Genomic DNA, 19,118 nt, shown 5'->3' with positions numbered 1-19,118 from the left:
GATCGAAAACCTGGCTTAGCGCTAAATGCTTAAAAGTTGCTTAATCGAAAGCGCCCAAACCTGTTGAGCGCCCAAGAAATAAAGCAAGGTTCCACAGTGATCGCGGAGCCTTAACGATTGATTAATGACGGAAGTGACGCATGCCTGTGAAGACCATGGCCATGCCGTGTTCATCGGCAGCGGCAATCACTTCGTCATCACGCATTGACCCGCCCGGCTGAATCACACAGGTGATACCGGCTGCTGCCGCCGCATCGATACCGTCGCGGAACGGGAAGAAGGCATCTGATGCCATCACACTGCCAGCCACTTCCAGCTTTTCGTCCGCCGCTTTGATACCGGCAATTTTGGCTGAATATACGCGACTCATCTGGCCGGCGCCCACACCGATGGTCATGTTGCCTTTGGCGTAGACGATCGCATTGGATTTCACGTATTTAGCCACTTTCCAGCAGAACAGGGCATCGCGTAGCTCTTCGTCGCTTGGCTGGCGCTGGGTAACCACTTTGAGGTCAGCCAGACCGACCATGCCCTGGTCACGATCCTGCACCAGTAAACCACCGTTGACGCGTTTGACGTCGAAACCTGTGGTTTTGCTGTGCCACTGGCCGCATTCCAGCAGACGCACGTTTTGCTTGGCAGACACCACTTCAGCGGCTTCGGCGCTGACGCTGGGGGCAATAATCACTTCAACGAACTGGCGCTCAACAATGGCTTTGGCGGTGTCGGCATCCAGCTCACCGTTGAAGGCAATAATACCGCCAAACGCAGACGTCGGGTCTGTCTTGTAAGCGCGATCATAGGCTTCCAGCAGGTTAGCACCCAGTGCCACACCGCAAGGGTTGGCGTGTTTCACTATCACACAGGCTGGCTGGTCGAATTCTTTAACGCATTCCAGCGCGGCATCGGTATCGGCTATGTTGTTGTAAGACAGAGCTTTGCCCTGCAACTGGCGCGCTGTGGCCACAGAGGCTTCTTCCGGCTGTGCTTCGACGTAGAAAGCGGCATCCTGATGGCTGTTTTCGCCATAGCGCATGCCTTGCTTCTTGACGAACTGCTGATTGAAGGTGCGCGGGAACTTAGAGTCTTCGTCAGCTTGGTCGCCATAAGAGGGCACCATGGTGCCGAAATAGTTGGCGATCATGCCGTCGTAAGCGGCTGTGTGTTCGAACGCCGCAATCGCCAGATCGAAGCGGGTAGCGTGAGTCAGTGACCCGTCGTTGTCGGCCATTTCAGCCAGCACGCGGTCATAATCGTGCGCATTCACGACTATAGTCACATCTTTATGGTTTTTTGCGGCACTGCGCACCATAGTCGGACCACCGATATCAATGTTCTCAACGGCGTCTTCTAATGTACAACCCGGCTTTGCGACTGTCGCCGCGAACGGATAGAGGTTAACCACCACCATATCAATCGGTGCAATGCCATGCTCAGCCATGATCGTATCGTCCTGGCCACGTCGGCCCAGTACGCCGCCATGCACTTTCGGGTGCAGGGTTTTAACACGGCCATCCATCATTTCAGGGAAGCCCGTATAGTCGGAGACTTCAGTCACCTGAATACCTTTATCAGCCAGCAGGCGGGCAGTACCGCCAGTGGACAGGATATCGACGCCACGGTTGGCAAGAGCTTGTGCGAATTCAACAATTCCCGTTTTGTCTGATACGCTGATCAGAGCACGGCGAATAGGACGAGCGTTTTCCATTGCTACCATCTCTTTGATTGCGGTGAATTATTTGCCAAAAGCTGACCTGTTATACTGAGATTGCCTTTGGCAAATAGCCTCATCCGTCAGGCGGGATGGGATTTGCGTAATGGCGCGTATTTTACATGATTCCCGGCATTGCGCAAACGTTTGCCTTGGGCCGTAAACGGTCAGCCGTGAGCGCTGTGCAGGGAGAGTTAATAAGGATCATGAGGTTATATGGCTAGGTACTTGATCGGACAACTGGCAAAGCTCTGCGAGGTCAGCAGTGATACCTTGCGCTTTTACGAGAAGAATGGCTTGCTGATCCCCGGCGAGCGCAGTGAAAGCGGCTACCGGCTCTACAGCGACGACGATGTCTCCCGCATTCGCTTCATTCTGCGGGCAAAAGCCATCGGCCTGAGCCTGGAGGAGATCCGGGAGCTGCTGGCGATACGGGTCGAAGCCGATCAGCACAGCTGTGCGGAAGTAAAAGCCATCACTCAGGCCAAGTTAGACGATATTGACAGCAAACTGGCGGAATTACAGCGAATACGCCGGGCACTGAAGCGCTTGAATGATGCCTGTTGCGGCGAGGCGGATGACGATGCCAGCCACTGCTCCATCCTGGAAGCCCTGGCCGATGAACAGTAATGACTCAGCCCTCAGCAAGGGCTGATAAAGGTGTATGCGACCGCAAAAAACTGTGATAGCGTGATGGGTTTCCAATGCCCGAACAGAATAACAGGATAAGGATTATCATGCTGAATACTAACGAATATTTTGATGGAAATGTAAAATCTATTGGTTTCGAAGCCGAGGGTGCGCGCAGCAGTGTCGGCGTGATGCTTCCGGGATCTTATACCTTTGCCACCGCTGCTCCAGAGCGCATGACAGTGGTCAAAGGGGCGATTTCGGTCAAGCTGCCGGGCCATGTCGATTGGGAAACCTACAATGCCGGTGATGATTTTGAAGTCCCGGGTGATGCCTCATTCGATGTCAAGATTGCAGAAACAACCGCTTATCTGTGTGACTATCTGTAATCTGTCGTGATACCCGCCAGCTGGGATACCAGCTGGTTTTCCTGCCCGATAATCCCTCCTGCCATCCCTTTCTTATATTTTATATTTGGTTATATCAATGGCTTACTGAGCGTTCATGTGAGCGGAGCAATTGACGGGACGAGTCGTTGTTCAGGTTGTCTGCCACAAGGCAGGGCAGGGTAAAGCGGACGGATTTAAAACGGGCTGTCTTTGTTGAGGGAAGTGGCAATGCCGGAAATGGCCAGTGCCAGAGTGGATTTGACTATCTGTTCCTGACGAGCGGTCTGCATCTGGTAAAAAGCAAGATCGATGTCTTCTGTGATCGGGGCCATGTCCAACTGGGCAATGCCCATCACATTGGCCTGGTGAAGCGCCTTGATTTCTTTAATGATTTTAGGGTCGGTAAAATGGTATTCGGTCACATCACGGTTGAGCATGTCTTTGATATGCAGGCAGCGTTCAATATCCTGATAGACAGGCTGGGCAATCACCCCCAGGCCGTACAGCAGTTTAAGGCGCACGCTGAGCTCCCCAAGCGGACCTGTGTCGTGCAGCAGCGGCTCCACCACAGATTTCACCGCAAAGTCGTCCTTGCGGAAAATTCGCTGGATGAGTGCATCGACGGCTTCTTCCAAGATATCCACAGAGGTAATAAAAAAGCCGCGTACTGTGGTGGCCTGGTTCAGGCGTTCAATCATGTCAGCTTCGTGTTCACAGGGTGCCATGGCTTCGTCTTCTCTTTGTGCCGCTAAGGCGGGGAGCGAACTCCCCGCAAGGTGATCAGGTCAGCGTCTGATAGCAGTGTTCAATATCACGGGCCACTTCGCTGTCAGCGTCCAGACCTGTGTACTGTGCCAGTGTCTGACGGACCCCTTTCTCGTGTAATGTTTGCTGCAGTTCCATTGCCTGCGGATCGGTATCGTTAACATACTTCAAGGCCGCTGCTATGCCTTTGATCAGCATGCAGTTGTCAGTGCCATACTCCAGAGTGCCCAGTAGGGGCTTGATCAATCTGTCGTTGCTGCCCAGCTTGCGCAGCGGCTGGCGGCCTACCCTGTCAATCTCATCGCGCAGGAAGGGATTGGCAAAGCGGGTCAGGATTTTTTCGATGTAAGCATAATGCTGCTCACGATCAAAGCCATACCGGCGAATAAGCACTTCGCCGCTTTCCAGCATTGCAGTTCGGACCTGTCCGCGGATGTCTTCATCTTCTATCGCGTCGCGGATCGTCTGGTAACCTTTCAGCGCGCCCAGATAGGCGGTAATGATATGGCCTGTATTGAGGGTAAACAACTTCCGCTCGACAAATGCCATCAGGTTATCTGTGGCTTCCATCCCGGCAATGCTGGGAATCTCGCCTTTGAACTGTTGCTGGTCGACAATCCACTCGCTGAAACTTTCTACTGTGACTTCCAGAGGATCATCGTTGGCAGCTTCCGCGGGCGGTACAATACGGTCGACGGCCGAATCGACAAAACCGACATACTGATCCGCCAGCTGCCGGTGCACCGGCGTTAATTGCTTATAGACTTCTTCTTTCAGATGCGTGGTGCCCCGTACCATGTTTTCACAGGCGATGATATTGAGCGGCTGGGTGTTACCTGCTTCAAATCGCTTGGCCAGCCCGTTTGCTATGGTACTGGCAATTTTATCCAGCACTGCAGGGCCGACGGCTGTGGTGATCAGATCGGTATGCACTATCTGATTGATTACATCCGGTCCGGCGGCATTGACCGCTGTGATATGGCTGACGGTATCCAGATGACAGTCATTGCCTACCACTTTGACATTGTAAGACTGCGCATGGCTGAGCTGATCGATCAAAGGCCCGTTAACGTCGGCAAAAGTGACGTTTACCTCGGCATCCGCCAGCACTTTACCAATAAAACCCCGGCCGATATTGCCGGCGCCAAAATGAACTGCTTTCATGATGATGACTACCTTAAGTTTGTGAGAGGCCGCGCTGGGCGGCCCCGGTATCTGAACTGGCGGTTAAGCCGCTTCTTCACTGGCCAGAATGCTGAGTACTTCCCGGACATCCTGGGTACACTTGAGGCGTTCAATGGCCTCGTGGTCATCCAGTGCGTTAGTGATGGTAGTAATCACCTGAATGTGTTCGTCATTTTTGGCGGCAATGCCGATCACCAGATGGGCAATGTCGTCTTCGTCATCGGTAAATGCCACCCCGGCAGGGTACTGGCAAATGACGATACCTGTTTTGATCACTCTGTCTTTGGCCTCCACCGTACCGTGCGGCACAGCGATAGACTCACCGAGATAAGTCGGCACCAGCGCCTCGCGGGCAAACATGGCATCAATGTATTCAGGTTCGGCATAGCCCATTTTGACCAATTGCTCACCGGCAAAGCGGATGGCGTCGTCCTTACTAGTGGCTTTGAGCCCAAGATGGATGTTGGCCGCCTGGATCTGGAAAACAGAGGGTTGCTGCGGTTCCAGGCTGTCGTCATTGGCGGCAACCGGTGTCAGTTTTACCAGGTTCGGGTCATTCGCCGCTTCCGGGCTGGACGCGGCAATGATACGGGTGATCAAATCATTGTAGATCTGACCGTCAAGGAAGTTGGTCAGCGAAATATGCTGAGCCTGCGGGGCATGCTTGCGGGCACGCTCAGTGAGATCTTTGTGGGTGATAACAATGTCGACATCATCGGGCAGGTTGTTGATGGCGCTGTTAGTGACATCAATATTCAGTCTGGCCTCACTGACTTTCTTGCGCAGTAAACCGGCCCCCATGGCGCTGGAACCCATACCGGCATCGCAAGCCACTATGATGCGGCGAACCTGACTGAGCTGAACCTTGGATGCTGGGTGGCTGCTGGCAGTGGTCGCCGCAGAGCCTGTGGCAGCACTGCCTTCAGCGGCTTTGCCCGATTTCATGGCTTTCATTTTCTCGCTGGCATTTTTCAGCGCGCTGCCGTCGTCGTCTTCGGTCACTTTCTGGGTTTTCAGCAGCAGTGCAGCTACCAGGAAGGACACAGTCGCGGCTGCCACGATAGAGCACAGCACGCCCACTATGGAGGCTTTCGGCGCCATCAGCATCACGGCAAAAATAGAGCCAGGTGATGCAGGCGAGACCAGACCGGCATTGAACAGGGTCAGGGTGAAGACACCCGTCATGCCACCGGCAATCGCGGCCAGGATCAGGCGCGGATTCATCAGAATATAGGGGAAGTAAATCTCGTGGATCCCCCCAAAGAAATGGATGATGGCAGCACCACCGGCAGTCTGTTTAGCCGTACCGCGGCCGAACACCATGTAAGCCAGCAAAATGCCCAGGCCAGGACCCGGATTTGCTTCAATCAGGAAGAAAATAGACTGACCGACCTCATTGGCTTGCTGAATGCCCAGCGGCGAGAAGATACCGTGGTTGATGGCATTGTTCAGGAATAGGATTTTCGCCGGTTCAACGAAGATTGAAGTCAGCGGAAGCAAACCGGCATCGACCAGGAAGTTGACCCCGGCAGCCAGACCGCCAGAGAGGATTTTCACGAAAGGGCCGATCAGGAAAAAGGCAACGATGGCACACAACATCCCTATGATGCCAGCCGAGAAGTTGTTGACCAGCATTTCGAAGCCGCTTTTGATTTTGCCTTCAACGGCTTTATCAAAGTGCTTAATCGCCCAGCCGCCCATAGGGCCGACAATCATGGCGCCCATGAACATGGGGATATCTGTACCTACGATCACACCCATGGTGGTCACGGCACCCACCACGGCGCCCCGATCGCCACCCACCAGTTTACCCCCGGTATAACCGATCAGCAGTGGCAGCAGGTAAGTAATCATAGGGCCAACCAGTTTGGCAATCGTCTCGTTGGGCAGCCAGCCAGTCGGAATGAAGAGAGCGGTAATAAACCCCCAAGCGATGAATGCGCCAATATTGGGCATCACCATGTTGGAGAGGAAGCGGCCAAAATTCTGTATCTTGACCTTGGTGTCTGGTGATATCATAACGTTTCCCCGTTTGATGTTCAGCTTCAAGTTCTGTTGTGTCGATAACGGTTCGCCAAAACCGTCGATTGCTTCGTACCCAATCAATCTACCACAGATCCTGAAAACGGAACTGATAACGGGGTTCTCGTGATCCCCGTCTCCTTTTTTAGCTATTCCCCATTAAGATATCGTGATCAATTTAACATTTACTCTGTGTAATAAAATTACATTTTCTATGATTTTTAATAGTCAATTAATTTTAGCTGCTTGATGTCACATTTATTAACTGATTGGTTATTAATCTTATGGTGATCTTGATCACGTATCATGCATCTGATCAAACACTATCTGGTGGTGTTAGTGATCTGAATCACTCCTCTGATTTTATTCTCGCTGTGAAATAAAAATGTATTATTCAGGCGCTATAAATTTGTAGCTTAGTTACAGCCTGGGATTATGCATCTACGGGCTTATGGGCTTGCATCGGGAAAGTGTGGCTGGGTGAGCGTCAGGGGTGGACAGGGGAAGGGCCATCAAAAAGGGCTATGCGTGCGCATAACCCTGTAAAATCAGCGTCATCTGAACTGATGATCAGTTCATGCCGTATTTTTTCAGTTTCTTACGCAGGGTACCGCGGTTGATGCCCATCATAGTTGCCGCGCGGGTCTGGTTGCCGCGGGTGTACTGCATGATGGTGTCCAGCAGGGGTTGCTCGACTTCAGCCAGTACAAGCTCGTACAGATCATCGACGTCCTGACCGTTCAGCTGGGCGAGATAGTTCTTAAGCGAGGCTTTGACGGAGTCACGCAGTGGTTTCTGAGTGATTTGGTCTTGAGAAGTGACAGTAGTCACTGTAAGTGCTTCGGAAGTCAGATTTTGTTCGAACATATTCTGTAAGCTCTTCTGGTATTTATGCAACGTTGTCGAAGTAGCCTTGCAGCGCATCGATTTGCTCTTGAGCATTTTCGAGTGCGTTGAAGGTCCGGCGGAAATCACCCGCAGAAGCCTGTTCTTTGAGGTACCACGACACGTGTTTACGTGCGATGCGTAACCCCTGGTACTCCCCATAGAAAGCGTGGAGTGCCTGTACATGCTCCAGCAAGATACTGCTGACTTCTTCAAAAGAAGGCGCTGGCAGGTGTTCACCGGTTGTTAAATAATGCTGGATTTCCCGAAAAATCCACGGCCGTCCCTGCGCTGGGCGACCAATCATCAAGGCATCGGCCCCGGTATAATCCAGGACGAAGCGTGCTTTTTCCGGTGAGTCGATATCACCGTTCGCAATCACAGGAATCGACACCGCCTGTTTCACTGCCTTGATGTAATCGTATTCCGCTTCCCCTTTGTACATACAGGCCTTGGTTCTGCCGTGCAGGGCCAGTGCCTGAATGCCACAGTGTTCAGCGAGCTGTGCGATCTCGACACAGTTTCGGTTCTCTGTATCCCAGCCGGTCCGTGTTTTCAGCGTCACAGGGACGTTCACGGCGCTTACCACGGCCTTGAGGATATCCTCGACAAGATCCGGGTATTGCAGCAGGGCAGAGCCAGCCAGGCGCTTGTTCACTTTCTTGGCCGGGCAACCCATGTTGATATCAATGATCTGGGCACCGTGCTCCACACTGAAGCGGGCGGCGTCGGCCATCTGGCGGGGATCTGCCCCGGCAATCTGTACCGAACGAAGTCCAGACTCACCTTCATGCACCATGCGGTTGAGCGACTTGGCCGTTTTCCAAACGTCTGGGTTGGCAGACATCATTTCGCTGACCGCCATACCTGCGCCGTGGCGCAGGCACAACTCACGAAACGGACGATCGGTCACACCTGCCATTGGCGCGACAATTAACGGGTTGTCTAATTGATATGGACCGATCTTCAATGTCTGTTCCTGACTATGCCAGTAAGGGCGCGCATTTTACGCATTTTTTGCTGTGCTGAAAAGGCCAATATTTGAGCATCCTGATTTTGGATTGCAAAAGGTCATGGAATTCAGTGTATTGCTCACAAAATGCACAATGGATAAATTTGTCAGGATTAGGCTTTTTGACCTGAAATCCGGCACCATTCTTCACGGGCGGCGATAGGATCCAGTGCCAGTTCGTCGCTGTAATGGCTGGCCACATCTTCCGCCTGAGATTCCAGTACCCCGGAAATCGCCAGCAGGCCATTGTCCCTGACCAGGCTCTTGATAACCGGTGACAGCTCACGCAGCGGGCCGGCCAGAATGTTGGCAACTACCACATCGGCTTGCAGATTTTCCGGCTGATCTTTTGGCAGATACAAGTCCAGGTTGTCAGACACACCATTGCGTTCAGCGTTGTCACGCGAGGCCAGAATTGCCTGCGGATCGATATCAATCCCGATCACTTTGGCGGCGCCCAGCTTGAGTGCAGCGATAGCCAGAATGCCGGAGCCGCAGCCGAAATCGATCACGGTTTTGCCAGTCAGATTCTGGCCGTCCAGCCATTCCAGGCACAGAGAGGTGGTTGGGTGCGTCCCGGTGCCGAATGCCAGGCCCGGATCGAGCAGCACGTTGACGGCTCCCGGCTCAGGCGCTTCACGCCAGCTCGGGCAGATCCACAGACGCTGACCGAATTTCATCGGGTGGAAGTTATCCATCCACTCGCGCTCCCAGTCTTTGTCTTCCAGCTGCTCAACCTTGTAGGCAAAATCGTCAGCCAGCAACGGACTGTTTTTCAGCAGCGAGAGCACCATGTCCATGTCACTTTCCGCATCGTACAGGCCAATGACGTCGGTATCGCCCCACAGGCGGGTTTCGCCCGGCAGCGGTTCGAAAACAGGGGTGTCCTGTGCGTCGAGAAAAGTGACCGACAGAGCGCCGGTTTCATCCATCAGCAAGTCGCCAATGGCTTCTGCATTGGCCGCAGTGGCATTCAGTTTCAGTTGAATCCAAGGCATGAGTAAATTCGCTATCAAAGAGACTTTGGCATAAGGCCGCGGAGTTTAGCACGAAAAGTAGTCAGCTCGCATTAGCTTCCTAGCGCGCACGGCAGAGGATACTGACGGTAGAGTAAAAAATAGCACCCCATGGTGCTATTTTGTCAGTTTGCAGTGAATTCCGCCTTTGCGTTCTGGCAATGTGCCCGGTTGGGCCAGAGGTAGCTGGCGGCGATAAAGCTGATCAGCCCGACCAGCAGGGTTGGAACAATCGCATGCACACCATGCATATCCGGTTTGAAAAGCGATAGTGTGATGTAACATCCCAGCCCGCTCAGCATGGAGGCAAATGCCCCGGCGGCCGAGGCTTTTTGCCAGTACAACCCCAGCACCAGTGGCCAGAGAAAGACGGCCTGCATCCCGCCAAAGGCCAGCAGGTTAAGCCAGATAATCATATCCGGCGGGTGGGTTGCCGCGATAAAAACCAGCACCGAGAAAATGCCGGTCACCCACAGCGATAACTTTGGCAACCGACTTTCGATATCAGGCTGTTCCGTTGCTTTGGGGTTGATGTAATTCAGGTACAAATCTTTCAATAGTGTCGCGGAAGCCTGAATCAGCTGGGAATCAATGGTCGACATAATGGCCGCCATCGGGCCGGCGAGAAAAATGCCAGCCACGACAGGTGGCAGTACGCCCATCATCAAAGTCGGCATGATCTGATCCGGCGTGGCAATATCCGGGAAAATCGCCCGCCCCAGTGCGCCAGCCAGGTGCATCCCCAGCATCAGAAAAGCGACCATGGCGGTACTGATCACCATGCCGCGATGCAGGGATTGACTGTCTTTGTAGGACATACAACGCACGGCGGCATGGGGCAGACCAATGACGCCGAAGCAGACCAATATCCAGAAGCTGAGCATAAAGGGCTGTGACATAAAGTTGTCTGGACCGTACGGCGAAATCAGCGCCGGATCGATTTGGTGCAGCGTGGTGACCAGCTCACCTAGGCTACCGCCTGCGTGAATAATGCCAGCCAGCAGGGCCAGCGTGCCGATGATCATCATGATGCCTTGTAAGGTGTCGGTCATGACCACGGCCCGGAATCCGCCAATCGTGGTGTACAGCCCGACGGTGGCGGCAAAAATCATCAGCCCCTGAGAGTAAGACAGACCGGTGACGGTTTGCAGCAACCGGGCCCCGCCGACAAACTGCACCACCATGGTACCGAAAAACGCCAGCAGCAGTGCCAGGGAAGCAAAGACTACCACGCCCCGGTGCTGATAGCGGGCATAGAGCATGTCATTGAGGGTCAGCGCGTTATGTTTGCGGGCTTCAATCGCAAATTTTTTCCCCAGTACCCCGAGTGTCAGCCAGGCGGCCGGGAGCTGGATCATCGCCAGCAATACCCAGCCCAACCCCATCTTGTAAGCCGCACCGGGGCCGCCAATGAAGGAACTGGCACTGGCATAGGTGGCCGCCAGCGTCATCGCCAGCACGAAGCCGCCCATACTGCGGTTACCCAGCAGATACTCGTTTAAAAACCCGCTGCCTTGCTGAGCGCGGCGCCGGGTAAACAGGGCCAGGGCAAACACGGCTGCCAGATACAGCACGAGCGGGATCAGTAATTGATTAGGCATCGTCATCCTCCGCATCCGCTGACAGCGGCATATCCTGATAAATACATTTCACCATCAGGGCGCACAGCAGCGTAAAGAGTACCGGGCCGACGATACAGGCGAGCAGAAACCAAAGCGGTAATCCCCAGTAAAGCGCAGGAAGGCTGCTCTGTATGGGGTCAGGGGCAAAGAAATAGGCAGAGCAGTACCACCACAGAAAATAGGCGACAGCCAGTCCCAGCGCCCATCTGGCTTCTCTGTGCGCCTGACGGTATCGGGTGGAAAGTGTCTTCATACTGAATTTCCGGTCAGTCAGTGTAAAACGTCGAACGACGTCGAAATCTGTTCGAAATCGTTCCGAAAAAGAAGAAAAAGAAAGGTATTTTGACAAATGACATTCGTATGCACCAGCGGCAGACCATTGATTCGGAAAATAAAAAGGCTGCCTTGCGGCAGCCTTGGTTCAGTTCTGAAAGCGAGGTGTCTGTTATTGCAGACCCAGCTTCTTCTCCAGATAGTGGATGTTAGCGCCACCGTGCTGGAAGTTCTCGTCTGCCATGATGTCTTTCTGCAGCGGAACGTTGGTCTTGATGCCGTCGATGATCATCTCGTTGAGGGCGTTACGCATGCGCGAAATCGCCACGTCACGGTTTTCACCGTAGGCAATCAGTTTGCCGATCATTGAATCGTAGTGCGGCGGAACCGTGTAGCCGCTGTAGATGTGGGATTCCCAACGGATACCCATACCACCTGGCGCATGGAAACGCTCGATCTTGCCCGGAGAAGGCAGGAAACGCACCGGATCTTCAGCATTGATACGGCACTCAATCGCGTGACCACGCAGGTGAATGTCGCTCTGGCTGAATGACAGCGGCTGACCGGCAGCGATACGCAGCTGCTCTTTGATCAGATCAACGCCAGTGACCATTTCGGTAACTGGGTGTTCAACCTGGATACGGGTGTTCATTTCAATGAAATAGAACTCGCCGTTTTCATACAGGAACTCGAACGTACCGGCACCGCGGTAGTTGATTTCGATACAGGCACGGGTACAGCGCTCACCGATGTACTTACGCATTTCTTCGGTGATGCCCGGTGCCGGTGCTTCTTCAACCACTTTCTGGTGACGGCGCTGCATGGAGCAGTCACGCTCGCCCAGATGGATAGCACCGCCCTGACCGTCAGCCAGCACCTGTACTTCGATGTGGCGCGGGTTTTCCAGGAATTTTTCCATGTACACCATATCGTTGCTGAACGCCGCTTTGGCTTCTGCACGTGTCATGGCGATCGACTGGATCAGATCCGCTTCTTTGCGTACCACACGCATACCACGGCCACCACCGCCACCGGAGGCTTTGATGATTACCGGATAACCGATACGCTTGGCGATAGACTTGTTTTTGGCTTCATCATCGCCCAGCGGGCCGTCAGAACCCGGCACACAAGGCACGCCCGCTTTTTTCATGGCGTTGATGGCTGACACTTTGTCACCCATCAGACGGATAGTGTCCGCTTTAGGGCCCACGAAGATGAAACCTGAACGTTCAACCTGCTCGGCAAAATCCGCATTTTCAGACAGGAAGCCGTAACCCGGGTGGATGGCGACTGCCCCGGTCACTTCTGCCGCACTGATGATGCGGGGAATGTTAAGGTAGCTGTCTGTGCCTCGTGCCGGACCGATACAGATAGACTCATCTGCCAGAAGAACGTGTTTCAGATCGCGGTCAGCTGTGGAGTGCACAGCGACCGTTTTGATCCCCAGCTCTTTACAGGCACGCAGGATACGAAGGGCGATTTCGCCGCGGTTTGCTATGACTACTTTATCTAACATATGCGCCTCAGTTACTCGATGATAACCAGAGGTTGATCGAATTCAATCGGATCACCGTTTTCGGCCAGGATAGCCACAACGGTACCGGCTTTATCGGCTTCGATCTGGTTCATCATCTTCATGGCTTCAACGATGCACAGGGTATCGCCAACGTTTACGCTTTGACCGACTTCCACAAAGGATTTTGCTTCCGGGCTAGGCGCGCGGTAGAAAGTACCGACCATAGGAGACAGTACCTGGTGACCGGCAGGCGCAGCAGGAGCAGCTGGTGCCGCCGCTTCAGCAGGTGCGGCAACCGGTGCCGCAGGAGCGGCTGGTGCAGGCGCTGCGTACATTTGCGCAGGTGCAGCAACCGGTGCTGCTGTGGTACGGCTGATGCGTACCGATTCTTCGCCTTCAGAGATTTCCAGCTCGGAGATGCCTGATTCTTCTACCAGTTCGATAAGTTTCTTGATCTTGCGAATATCCATGTATCTTTACTCTTAATGTTGTTCATTGAGCGTTCTGAAGGCGGCGGACAGCTGCCTCCAGGGCGAATTCATAACCATCCGGGCCCAGGCCGCAGATCACTCCGACTGCCTTGTCAGACAGGTAGGAATGGTGGCGGAAGGGCTCGCGGGCATGCACGTTTGACAAATGTATTTCAATAAACGGGATAGCCACGCCCAACAGCGCATCGCGAATGGCGACGCTGGTATGGGTGTAGGCTGCCGGGTTGATGAGGATAAAATCCACGTTACCGTGCGCCTGGTGGATGGCCTCAATCAGTTCGTGTTCTGCATTGGACTGTAGGTGATCCAGTGTCACGCCCAGACTGGCGGCTTTGGCACTCAGGTTTGCTACAATCTGATCCAGTGTCTGCTGGCCATAGTGTCCCGGCTCGCGCAGGCCCAGCAAATTCAGATTGGGTCCATTAAGCAGTAAAATGCGGTAATTAGTCGACATATTCTGTTATCTATACCTGTTCTTGCTAATTCAAGCGACAAAGCACAAAAAAACTGTGACTTTGCTTCCTTTCATGCAAACCATCACGGCTGAAAACCTGTTAGTTGCTCAATTATAGAGAATTCAGCGCAATTCGCAGCAAAATACTGGTCTAATCACCACTTTTTTGACCTTACAACTGTACGCAATTGGCGTAAGCAGCCGCCTACAGCCCCCATTTTTCAGTAAGATAGCGGATCGATTAACCTCACTTACAAGATAAGCGGCCAATCACCTTGAATCTTAATCAGTTTTGCTGAAATTCACCGCACAATGCAGCAGGTTCAAACAATGATGCTGTGGCGGTGAATAAGACAAATCAGACAATGGGAGGTGGCCGGGAGTTCCTGCAATACGGATCTGCTGTGTATTCGCGGGCACTGGAGCCAGTTGGGAGGACAAAGAAGAAAGCCGCCTGGCGGCGGCTTGGATTGAATGTAGGTTTTGTCGGTTAGACGACTTTTTCTTTTTCGGCGATCAGTTTGTCGACCACACTGGGATCGGCCAGGGTGGAGGTATCCCCCAGCGAGCCGGTATCACCGGTGGCAATCTTACGCAGAATCCGGCGCATGATCTTGCCTGAACGGGTTTTCGGCAGAGCGTCAGTCCAGTGCAGGAAGTCCGGTGTGGCTATCGGGCCGATTTCCTTACGTACCCAGTCTTTGACTTCTTTATGCAGTTCAGCCGTTGGTATCACGCCGTCGTTCAGGGTGATATAGGCATAGATCGCCTGGCCTTTGATGTCGTGCGGTACGCCGACGATAGCGGCTTCTGCAATCTTATCGAAGGCCACCAGCGCCGATTCAATTTCCGCTGTCCCCATGCGGTGACCTGAAATGTTCAGTACGTCATCGACACGGCCGGTGATCCAGTAGTAACCGTCTTCATCGCGGCGGGCACCGTCACCGGTAAAATACATGCCTTTAAAGGTCGAGAAGTAAGTCTGTTCGAAGCGCTCATGGTCACCCCACAGTGTACGCATCTGACCCGGCCAGCTGTCCAGCATCACCAGGTTGCCTTCAGTTGCACCAGGGAGAATGTTGCCCATGTTATCGACCAGAGCCGGCTGAACGCCAAAGAACGGACGGGTGGCCGAGCCGGGTTTCAGCGCGGTCGCGCCAGGCAGCGGGGTGATCAGGATGCCGCCGGTTTCGGTTTGCCACCAGGTATCGACAATAGGGCAGCGGCTGTCACCGATAGTGCGGTGATACCATTCCCAGGCTTCCGGATTAATCGGCTCGCCGACAGAACCCATGATACGCAGTGATGAACGCTGGGTACCGGCAATGGCCTCATCGCCTTTGGCCATCAGGGCGCGAATGGCGGTCGGGGCGGTATACAGAATGTTGACCTGATGCTTGTCGACCACTTCACTCATGCGGGCGGTGGACGGATAATTAGGAACGCCTTCAAACAGCAGAGTGGTGGCACCGTTTGCCAGTGGCCCGTACACCAGGTAGCTGTGGCCCGTGATCCAGCCTACATCGGCGGTACACCAGTACACTTCACCTTCCTGATAGTCGAAGACGTATTTAAAGGTCATGGTCGCGTATACCAGATAGCCGCCTGTGGTGTGCAGTACGCCTTTCGGCTTACCGGTCGAACCCGAGGTATAGAGGATAAACAGCGGATCTTCGGCGTTCATAGGTTCCGGGTCGCAATGATCCGGCACGGCTGCGGTTGCGTCATGCCACCAGACGTCACGTTGATGGTCCCACTCTACCGGATTGCCGGTACGCTGGAACACCACCACTTTCTCGATGCTGGTGACCTCAGGATGTTTCAGGGCATCGTCGACGTTTTTCTTCAGTGGTACAGCACGGCCGCCGCGGACACCTTCATCGGCAGTTACAACGACTTTGGCTTTTGAATCTATGATACGGCCTGCGAGTGCTTCCGGTGAGAAGCCACCGAATACGATAGTGTGTACCGCACCGACACGGGTACAGGCCAGCATGGCCACCGCGGCTTCAGCAACCATAGGCATGTAAAGGCAAACCACGTCGCCTTTTTTGACCCCTTGTGCTTTGAGGGCGTTGGCGAACTGGCAGACCTGCTGGTGCAGTTGGTTATAAGTCAGGGTAGCGTCATCGGCCGGGTCGTCGCCTTCCCAGATGATGGCAGGCTGATCGCCGCGGGTTGCCAGGTGACGGTCGAGACAGTTGGCGGAGACGTTCAGTGTGCCGTCTTCAAACCATTTGATATTGACATGGCCGGTATCGAAAGAGGTTTGTTTAATTTTGTTGTACGGGGTGATCCAGTCAACAATCTTACCATGCTCACGCCAGAAGGCTTCCGGGTCGCTGACAGATTGCTGGTACATGTCGCTGTATTGCTCTTCCGTGATATGAGCCCGCTCAGCAATCTGCTGGTTGACAGGGTAAACATGAACCTCACTCATCTCATTCTCCTTGTGTTTCCGTCTTCGTCCTGCGCGGACCGGATCATTGATCATTATAGTTGTGTTAACTTGAGCCAGATTCGGAACAGGCTCAATTAGACTTTAGGATGAGTGTGCGCTGTCATGGCTTTTTCTGTGTATTTGCATTGGCTTACATTATTTTCCGCCAGGCTGGTTGGAGGAGTGGCGAGCAAAAAACTCATAAGGGCGAGGTCAGAGCGGGCAGATCCCCGTGCTTGAGCCGGACATAGATCAGGGCGGCAGTAATACTGTCCTGCAAGGCATCGTGCCGCTCGGGGTGCGGCAGTCCCAAATGACGGCTGATGGCTTCAAGGCTCAGATCGTAACAGGTATTGGGCAACTGGCGCTCAAGCTGCTCATGGTACAGGTGGCTGACTTCTACCAGTTTATTGGGCAGGGCAAAGCCGAACAGACGCTTGAAATAGCGGTCGAGAATCGCCTTGTCATAACGGATGTGGTAGCCGACCAGGGGCCGGTTGCCGATGAACTCAAGCAGCAGGGTCAGGGCCTCTCTGGGCGCCAGGCCGTGACTGAGATCCTGATGGCGCAGCTTGTGGATGGTGACCGAGGCCGCACTCAGGCTATCGGGTGGACTCAGGGTCAGATACAGTGACTCACTGGTCAGAATCCGATTAGCTTTGATGCGGGTGGCCGCGATAGTCACCAGCTCCGCGCTGGCGGGATCCAGGCTGGTGGTTTCACAGTCAACCGACACCAGCTCATCGCCGCTATAGCGCTGAAACAGGGCGTGTATCGGGTGATGGCGGAATTTGTACTGATACCACCAACGACGCAGAATATTCATTTCATCTCACCATTCCTTAGTATCAGTCTCTGAGCTGGTAGTGATAGCCGAGCCATTCTTTAAATTTTTTCACCACATGCAGGCTGTGTCGCAAGAGATCACGTTCCGCCCGGCTGAGTGTGGCTAGATCCAGCAGATGATGCTGTCCGGCTGAGGCCGAGCCCGGTGGCAGGCTGAGCTGCTGGCGCAGCCTGAGACGGATGAAAAGTTTCAGTGCTTCGCTCAGATTGGACGCCGTACTCGGCTCCAGCACCTGGTGCTGTTCCAGCACGGCCAGGCGGCGAAAGGTGTTGGTGTCTGTCACGTCGTGTTCGAGTGCCAGGGTTCTGATGCCGTGAACAATCGGGAAAATACCGCCACGTTTGATGTCCGGTCCGCTTTTACCGCGTTTGATCTGGCCGAACAGGGTCAGGGGGACGCTGAACTTGAGCGCCGGGCGGGCAAAGGTTGCCAGCAGTAATTCCTGACTGCTGAGTCTTTGATGCAGGCGGTTTTTGACCGGTGCCAGCAGTTGCCTGTTACCGGCAACGGCCTGAGCATCCGCCAGGATCGCCAGCGTCATCATGGCGGTTTCATCCCCTTTATCGCAGCATGTTTGCAGGGTGTGTTGCCAGCCGGAGACACTCTGTACCCAGTCCGGATTATTGACCATGACTTTTCCGGGGCAGGGCGGGTAGCCGAGCTGACACAGGGTGTCGCTCAGTTGCGCCATTACAGTCCGGCACTCGGGCCAGTCGACGCCATCAGCGAGGATCAGGGCGTTATCCTGATCGGTTTTCAGAATTTGCTCACCGCGGCCTTCTGAGCCCAGCACCAACAGGCAACAGAGCGGCTGCCATTGCTCAGGCACCACCAGCTGAAACGCTTTTTCAATAATCTGTTCATTAATACTGGCAATCAGTTCCATCAAAAACCGGGTATGAATGCCGTTGTTGAACAGTGTCTCTACCAGGGCCTGCTGGCTGGCTGCTGCCAGTGCCAGTTCCTCTATGCGGGTGGCGCGGGCAATACGCAGCGCCAGTACATGGGAATGGGTGGAAAACAGGCTCAGTACCTGAGTCATATCCAGCATACCGGCGATATCATTGCCCTGTGTGACCAGCACGCGTTTGACCTTGTGCCGGGTCATGGTAATCATGGCCTTGAACAGATATGCACCCAGTTCAATGCTGATCACCGGTGAGGAAGCTATCTGGCCGACCGCTGTGTCGGCAGTCCGATTATCCAGCATCACGGCGTGCAGCAGATCGGTGCGGGTGACAATGCCAAACCTGTGTTCGGCCTGCTCAGTCGTGTCATCCACTAGGGTAAAAGCCGCGTCACAGTTGCGCTGGCGCATGTGTTCGGTGGCAGTACGCAGATCTGTGCCGGCTGGCAGGATCAGACAGGGCTGAATGTTGTCCTGGCGGACACGGGTCAGAATAAATTCTGCCAGATTCTGTTGCTGATGGGCCTGTTCAAGCAGTTGCTGCCGGGTGGCCAGATCGCTGTTGAAATAAGCCGCAAATGCCGGATTCTGCTGGCACAGCGCGGTAAAATGGGCCTGAGGGAGCAGGTAGCACAGCGTATCTTCTGTGGCCCGGTACTGATGGCGGCTGTGGCCGCTGAACTGGGCACGCACATCAAAAAGGTCATCTGTGGTGTAGTGGGCATAGTGCTCTTGCCGGTCAGCCGAGGTTTCTTCCACGCTGCCTTTGATTATGATGTGCAGCGACTGGCAGGGATCGCCGGCCCGGATGATTACCCCACCGCTGCGAAAATATGCCACATCCAGCGCTTTGAGCAGTGCGTCCTGCTGGCTGCCATCCAGCCGGTCAAAAGGGATCAGTGACGTATTAAAGGTATCCGGCATTACTCTCTCACTTTGTGGTGCTAGCGCGG

General features: G+C 54.1%; 17 protein-coding genes. 2 read left to right on the top strand and 15 right to left on the bottom strand.

What is annotated here, in order from left to right:
• Nucleotides 1–121: 121 nt before the first annotated feature.
• The gene (gene purH, locus Q4491_RS15275; protein WP_303458605.1) at nt 122–1,708 is read right to left on the bottom strand and encodes a bifunctional phosphoribosylaminoimidazolecarboxamide formyltransferase/IMP cyclohydrolase; all 1,587 of its coding nucleotides are present in this window, start codon (nt 1,706–1,708) and stop codon (nt 122–124) included.
• 219 nt (nt 1,709–1,927) lie between these two features.
• Here purH and zntR point away from each other — a divergent pair, with 219 nt between their 5' ends.
• Together zntR and Q4491_RS15265 are read left to right on the top strand one after the other, a co-directional pair.
• Nucleotides 1,928–2,341 (top strand): Zn(2+)-responsive transcriptional regulator, encoded by a 414-nt coding sequence (zntR, locus tag Q4491_RS15270; RefSeq protein ID WP_192017302.1) that lies wholly within the window; start codon nt 1,928–1,930, stop codon nt 2,339–2,341.
• Nucleotides 2,342–2,448: 107 nt separating this feature from the next.
• A complete protein-coding gene (locus Q4491_RS15265; RefSeq protein ID WP_161446815.1) occupies nt 2,449–2,730 on the top strand; it encodes a pyrimidine/purine nucleoside phosphorylase in 282 nt (93 codons plus the stop codon).
• A gap of 194 nt (nt 2,731–2,924) precedes the next feature.
• On the opposite strand, the gene Q4491_RS15260 is transcribed toward Q4491_RS15265, so the two are convergent.
• The 14 genes from Q4491_RS15260 to Q4491_RS15195 all read right to left on the bottom strand — a co-directional run bounded on the left by Q4491_RS15260 (nt 2,925) and on the right by Q4491_RS15195 (nt 19,089).
• Nucleotides 2,925–3,455, bottom strand: coding sequence for an MltR family transcriptional regulator (locus Q4491_RS15260; protein WP_218386524.1), 531 nt, complete (start codon nt 3,453–3,455; stop codon nt 2,925–2,927).
• A 55-nt stretch (nt 3,456–3,510) separates the two neighbouring features.
• Nucleotides 3,511–4,659: a mannitol-1-phosphate 5-dehydrogenase gene (locus tag Q4491_RS15255; protein ID WP_303458600.1), complete on the bottom strand. Its 1,149-nt coding sequence runs from the start codon at nt 4,657–4,659 to the stop codon at nt 3,511–3,513.
• A 63-nt stretch (nt 4,660–4,722) separates the two neighbouring features.
• Nucleotides 4,723–6,699: a PTS mannitol transporter subunit IICBA gene (locus Q4491_RS15250; RefSeq protein ID WP_303458598.1), complete on the bottom strand. Its 1,977-nt coding sequence runs from the start codon at nt 6,697–6,699 to the stop codon at nt 4,723–4,725.
• A 573-nt stretch (nt 6,700–7,272) separates the two neighbouring features.
• Complete coding sequence (gene fis / locus Q4491_RS15245; RefSeq protein WP_027254108.1) at nt 7,273–7,569, bottom strand: DNA-binding transcriptional regulator Fis; 297 nt, start codon at nt 7,567–7,569, stop codon at nt 7,273–7,275.
• 22 nt (nt 7,570–7,591) lie between these two features.
• The gene (dusB, locus tag Q4491_RS15240; RefSeq protein ID WP_303458597.1) at nt 7,592–8,557 is read right to left on the bottom strand and encodes a tRNA dihydrouridine synthase DusB; all 966 of its coding nucleotides are present in this window, start codon (nt 8,555–8,557) and stop codon (nt 7,592–7,594) included.
• A 155-nt stretch (nt 8,558–8,712) separates the two neighbouring features.
• Nucleotides 8,713–9,597 carry a 50S ribosomal protein L11 methyltransferase gene (gene prmA, locus Q4491_RS15235; protein ID WP_303458596.1) on the bottom strand — a complete coding sequence of 295 codons (885 nt, stop codon included), beginning with the start codon at nt 9,595–9,597 and terminating at the stop codon, nt 8,713–8,715.
• A gap of 143 nt (nt 9,598–9,740) precedes the next feature.
• Nucleotides 9,741–11,216, bottom strand: coding sequence for a sodium/pantothenate symporter (panF, locus tag Q4491_RS15230; protein WP_237796085.1), 1,476 nt, complete (start codon nt 11,214–11,216; stop codon nt 9,741–9,743).
• Entirely contained in the window at nt 11,209–11,490 is a 282-nt protein-coding gene (locus Q4491_RS15225; RefSeq protein ID WP_192017309.1) for a YhdT family protein, read from the bottom strand. The genes panF and Q4491_RS15225 overlap by 8 nt, the downstream gene beginning before the upstream one ends.
• A 192-nt stretch (nt 11,491–11,682) precedes the next feature.
• Nucleotides 11,683–13,026, bottom strand: a complete 1,344-nt coding sequence (gene accC / locus Q4491_RS15220) for an acetyl-CoA carboxylase biotin carboxylase subunit (RefSeq protein ID WP_120513540.1) — start codon at nt 13,024–13,026, stop codon at nt 11,683–11,685.
• 11 nt (nt 13,027–13,037) lie between these two features.
• Complete coding sequence (gene accB / locus Q4491_RS15215; protein ID WP_192017310.1) at nt 13,038–13,496, bottom strand: acetyl-CoA carboxylase biotin carboxyl carrier protein; 459 nt, start codon at nt 13,494–13,496, stop codon at nt 13,038–13,040.
• A gap of 22 nt (nt 13,497–13,518) precedes the next feature.
• A complete protein-coding gene (gene aroQ, locus Q4491_RS15210) occupies nt 13,519–13,971 on the bottom strand; it encodes a type II 3-dehydroquinate dehydratase (protein WP_161446882.1) in 453 nt (150 codons plus the stop codon).
• Between the two features lie 490 nt (nt 13,972–14,461).
• Complete coding sequence (acs, locus tag Q4491_RS15205) at nt 14,462–16,411, bottom strand: acetate--CoA ligase (RefSeq protein WP_303458590.1); 1,950 nt, start codon at nt 16,409–16,411, stop codon at nt 14,462–14,464.
• 199 nt (nt 16,412–16,610) lie between these two features.
• Nucleotides 16,611–17,237: a 3'-5' exonuclease gene (locus Q4491_RS15200; RefSeq protein WP_303458589.1), complete on the bottom strand. Its 627-nt coding sequence runs from the start codon at nt 17,235–17,237 to the stop codon at nt 16,611–16,613.
• 22 nt (nt 17,238–17,259) lie between these two features.
• Nucleotides 17,260–19,089 carry a DUF294 nucleotidyltransferase-like domain-containing protein gene (locus tag Q4491_RS15195; RefSeq protein WP_303458587.1) on the bottom strand — a complete coding sequence of 610 codons (1,830 nt, stop codon included), beginning with the start codon at nt 19,087–19,089 and terminating at the stop codon, nt 17,260–17,262.
• Nucleotides 19,090–19,118 lie beyond the last annotated feature (29 nt).

Origin of the sequence: Photobacterium sp. 2_MG-2023, from assembly GCF_030547675.1 — a bacterium.
GTDB classification, from domain to species: Bacteria; Pseudomonadota; Gammaproteobacteria; order Enterobacterales; family Vibrionaceae; genus Photobacterium; species Photobacterium arenosum.
This window is presented reverse-complemented; position numbering and strand designations above follow the sequence as displayed.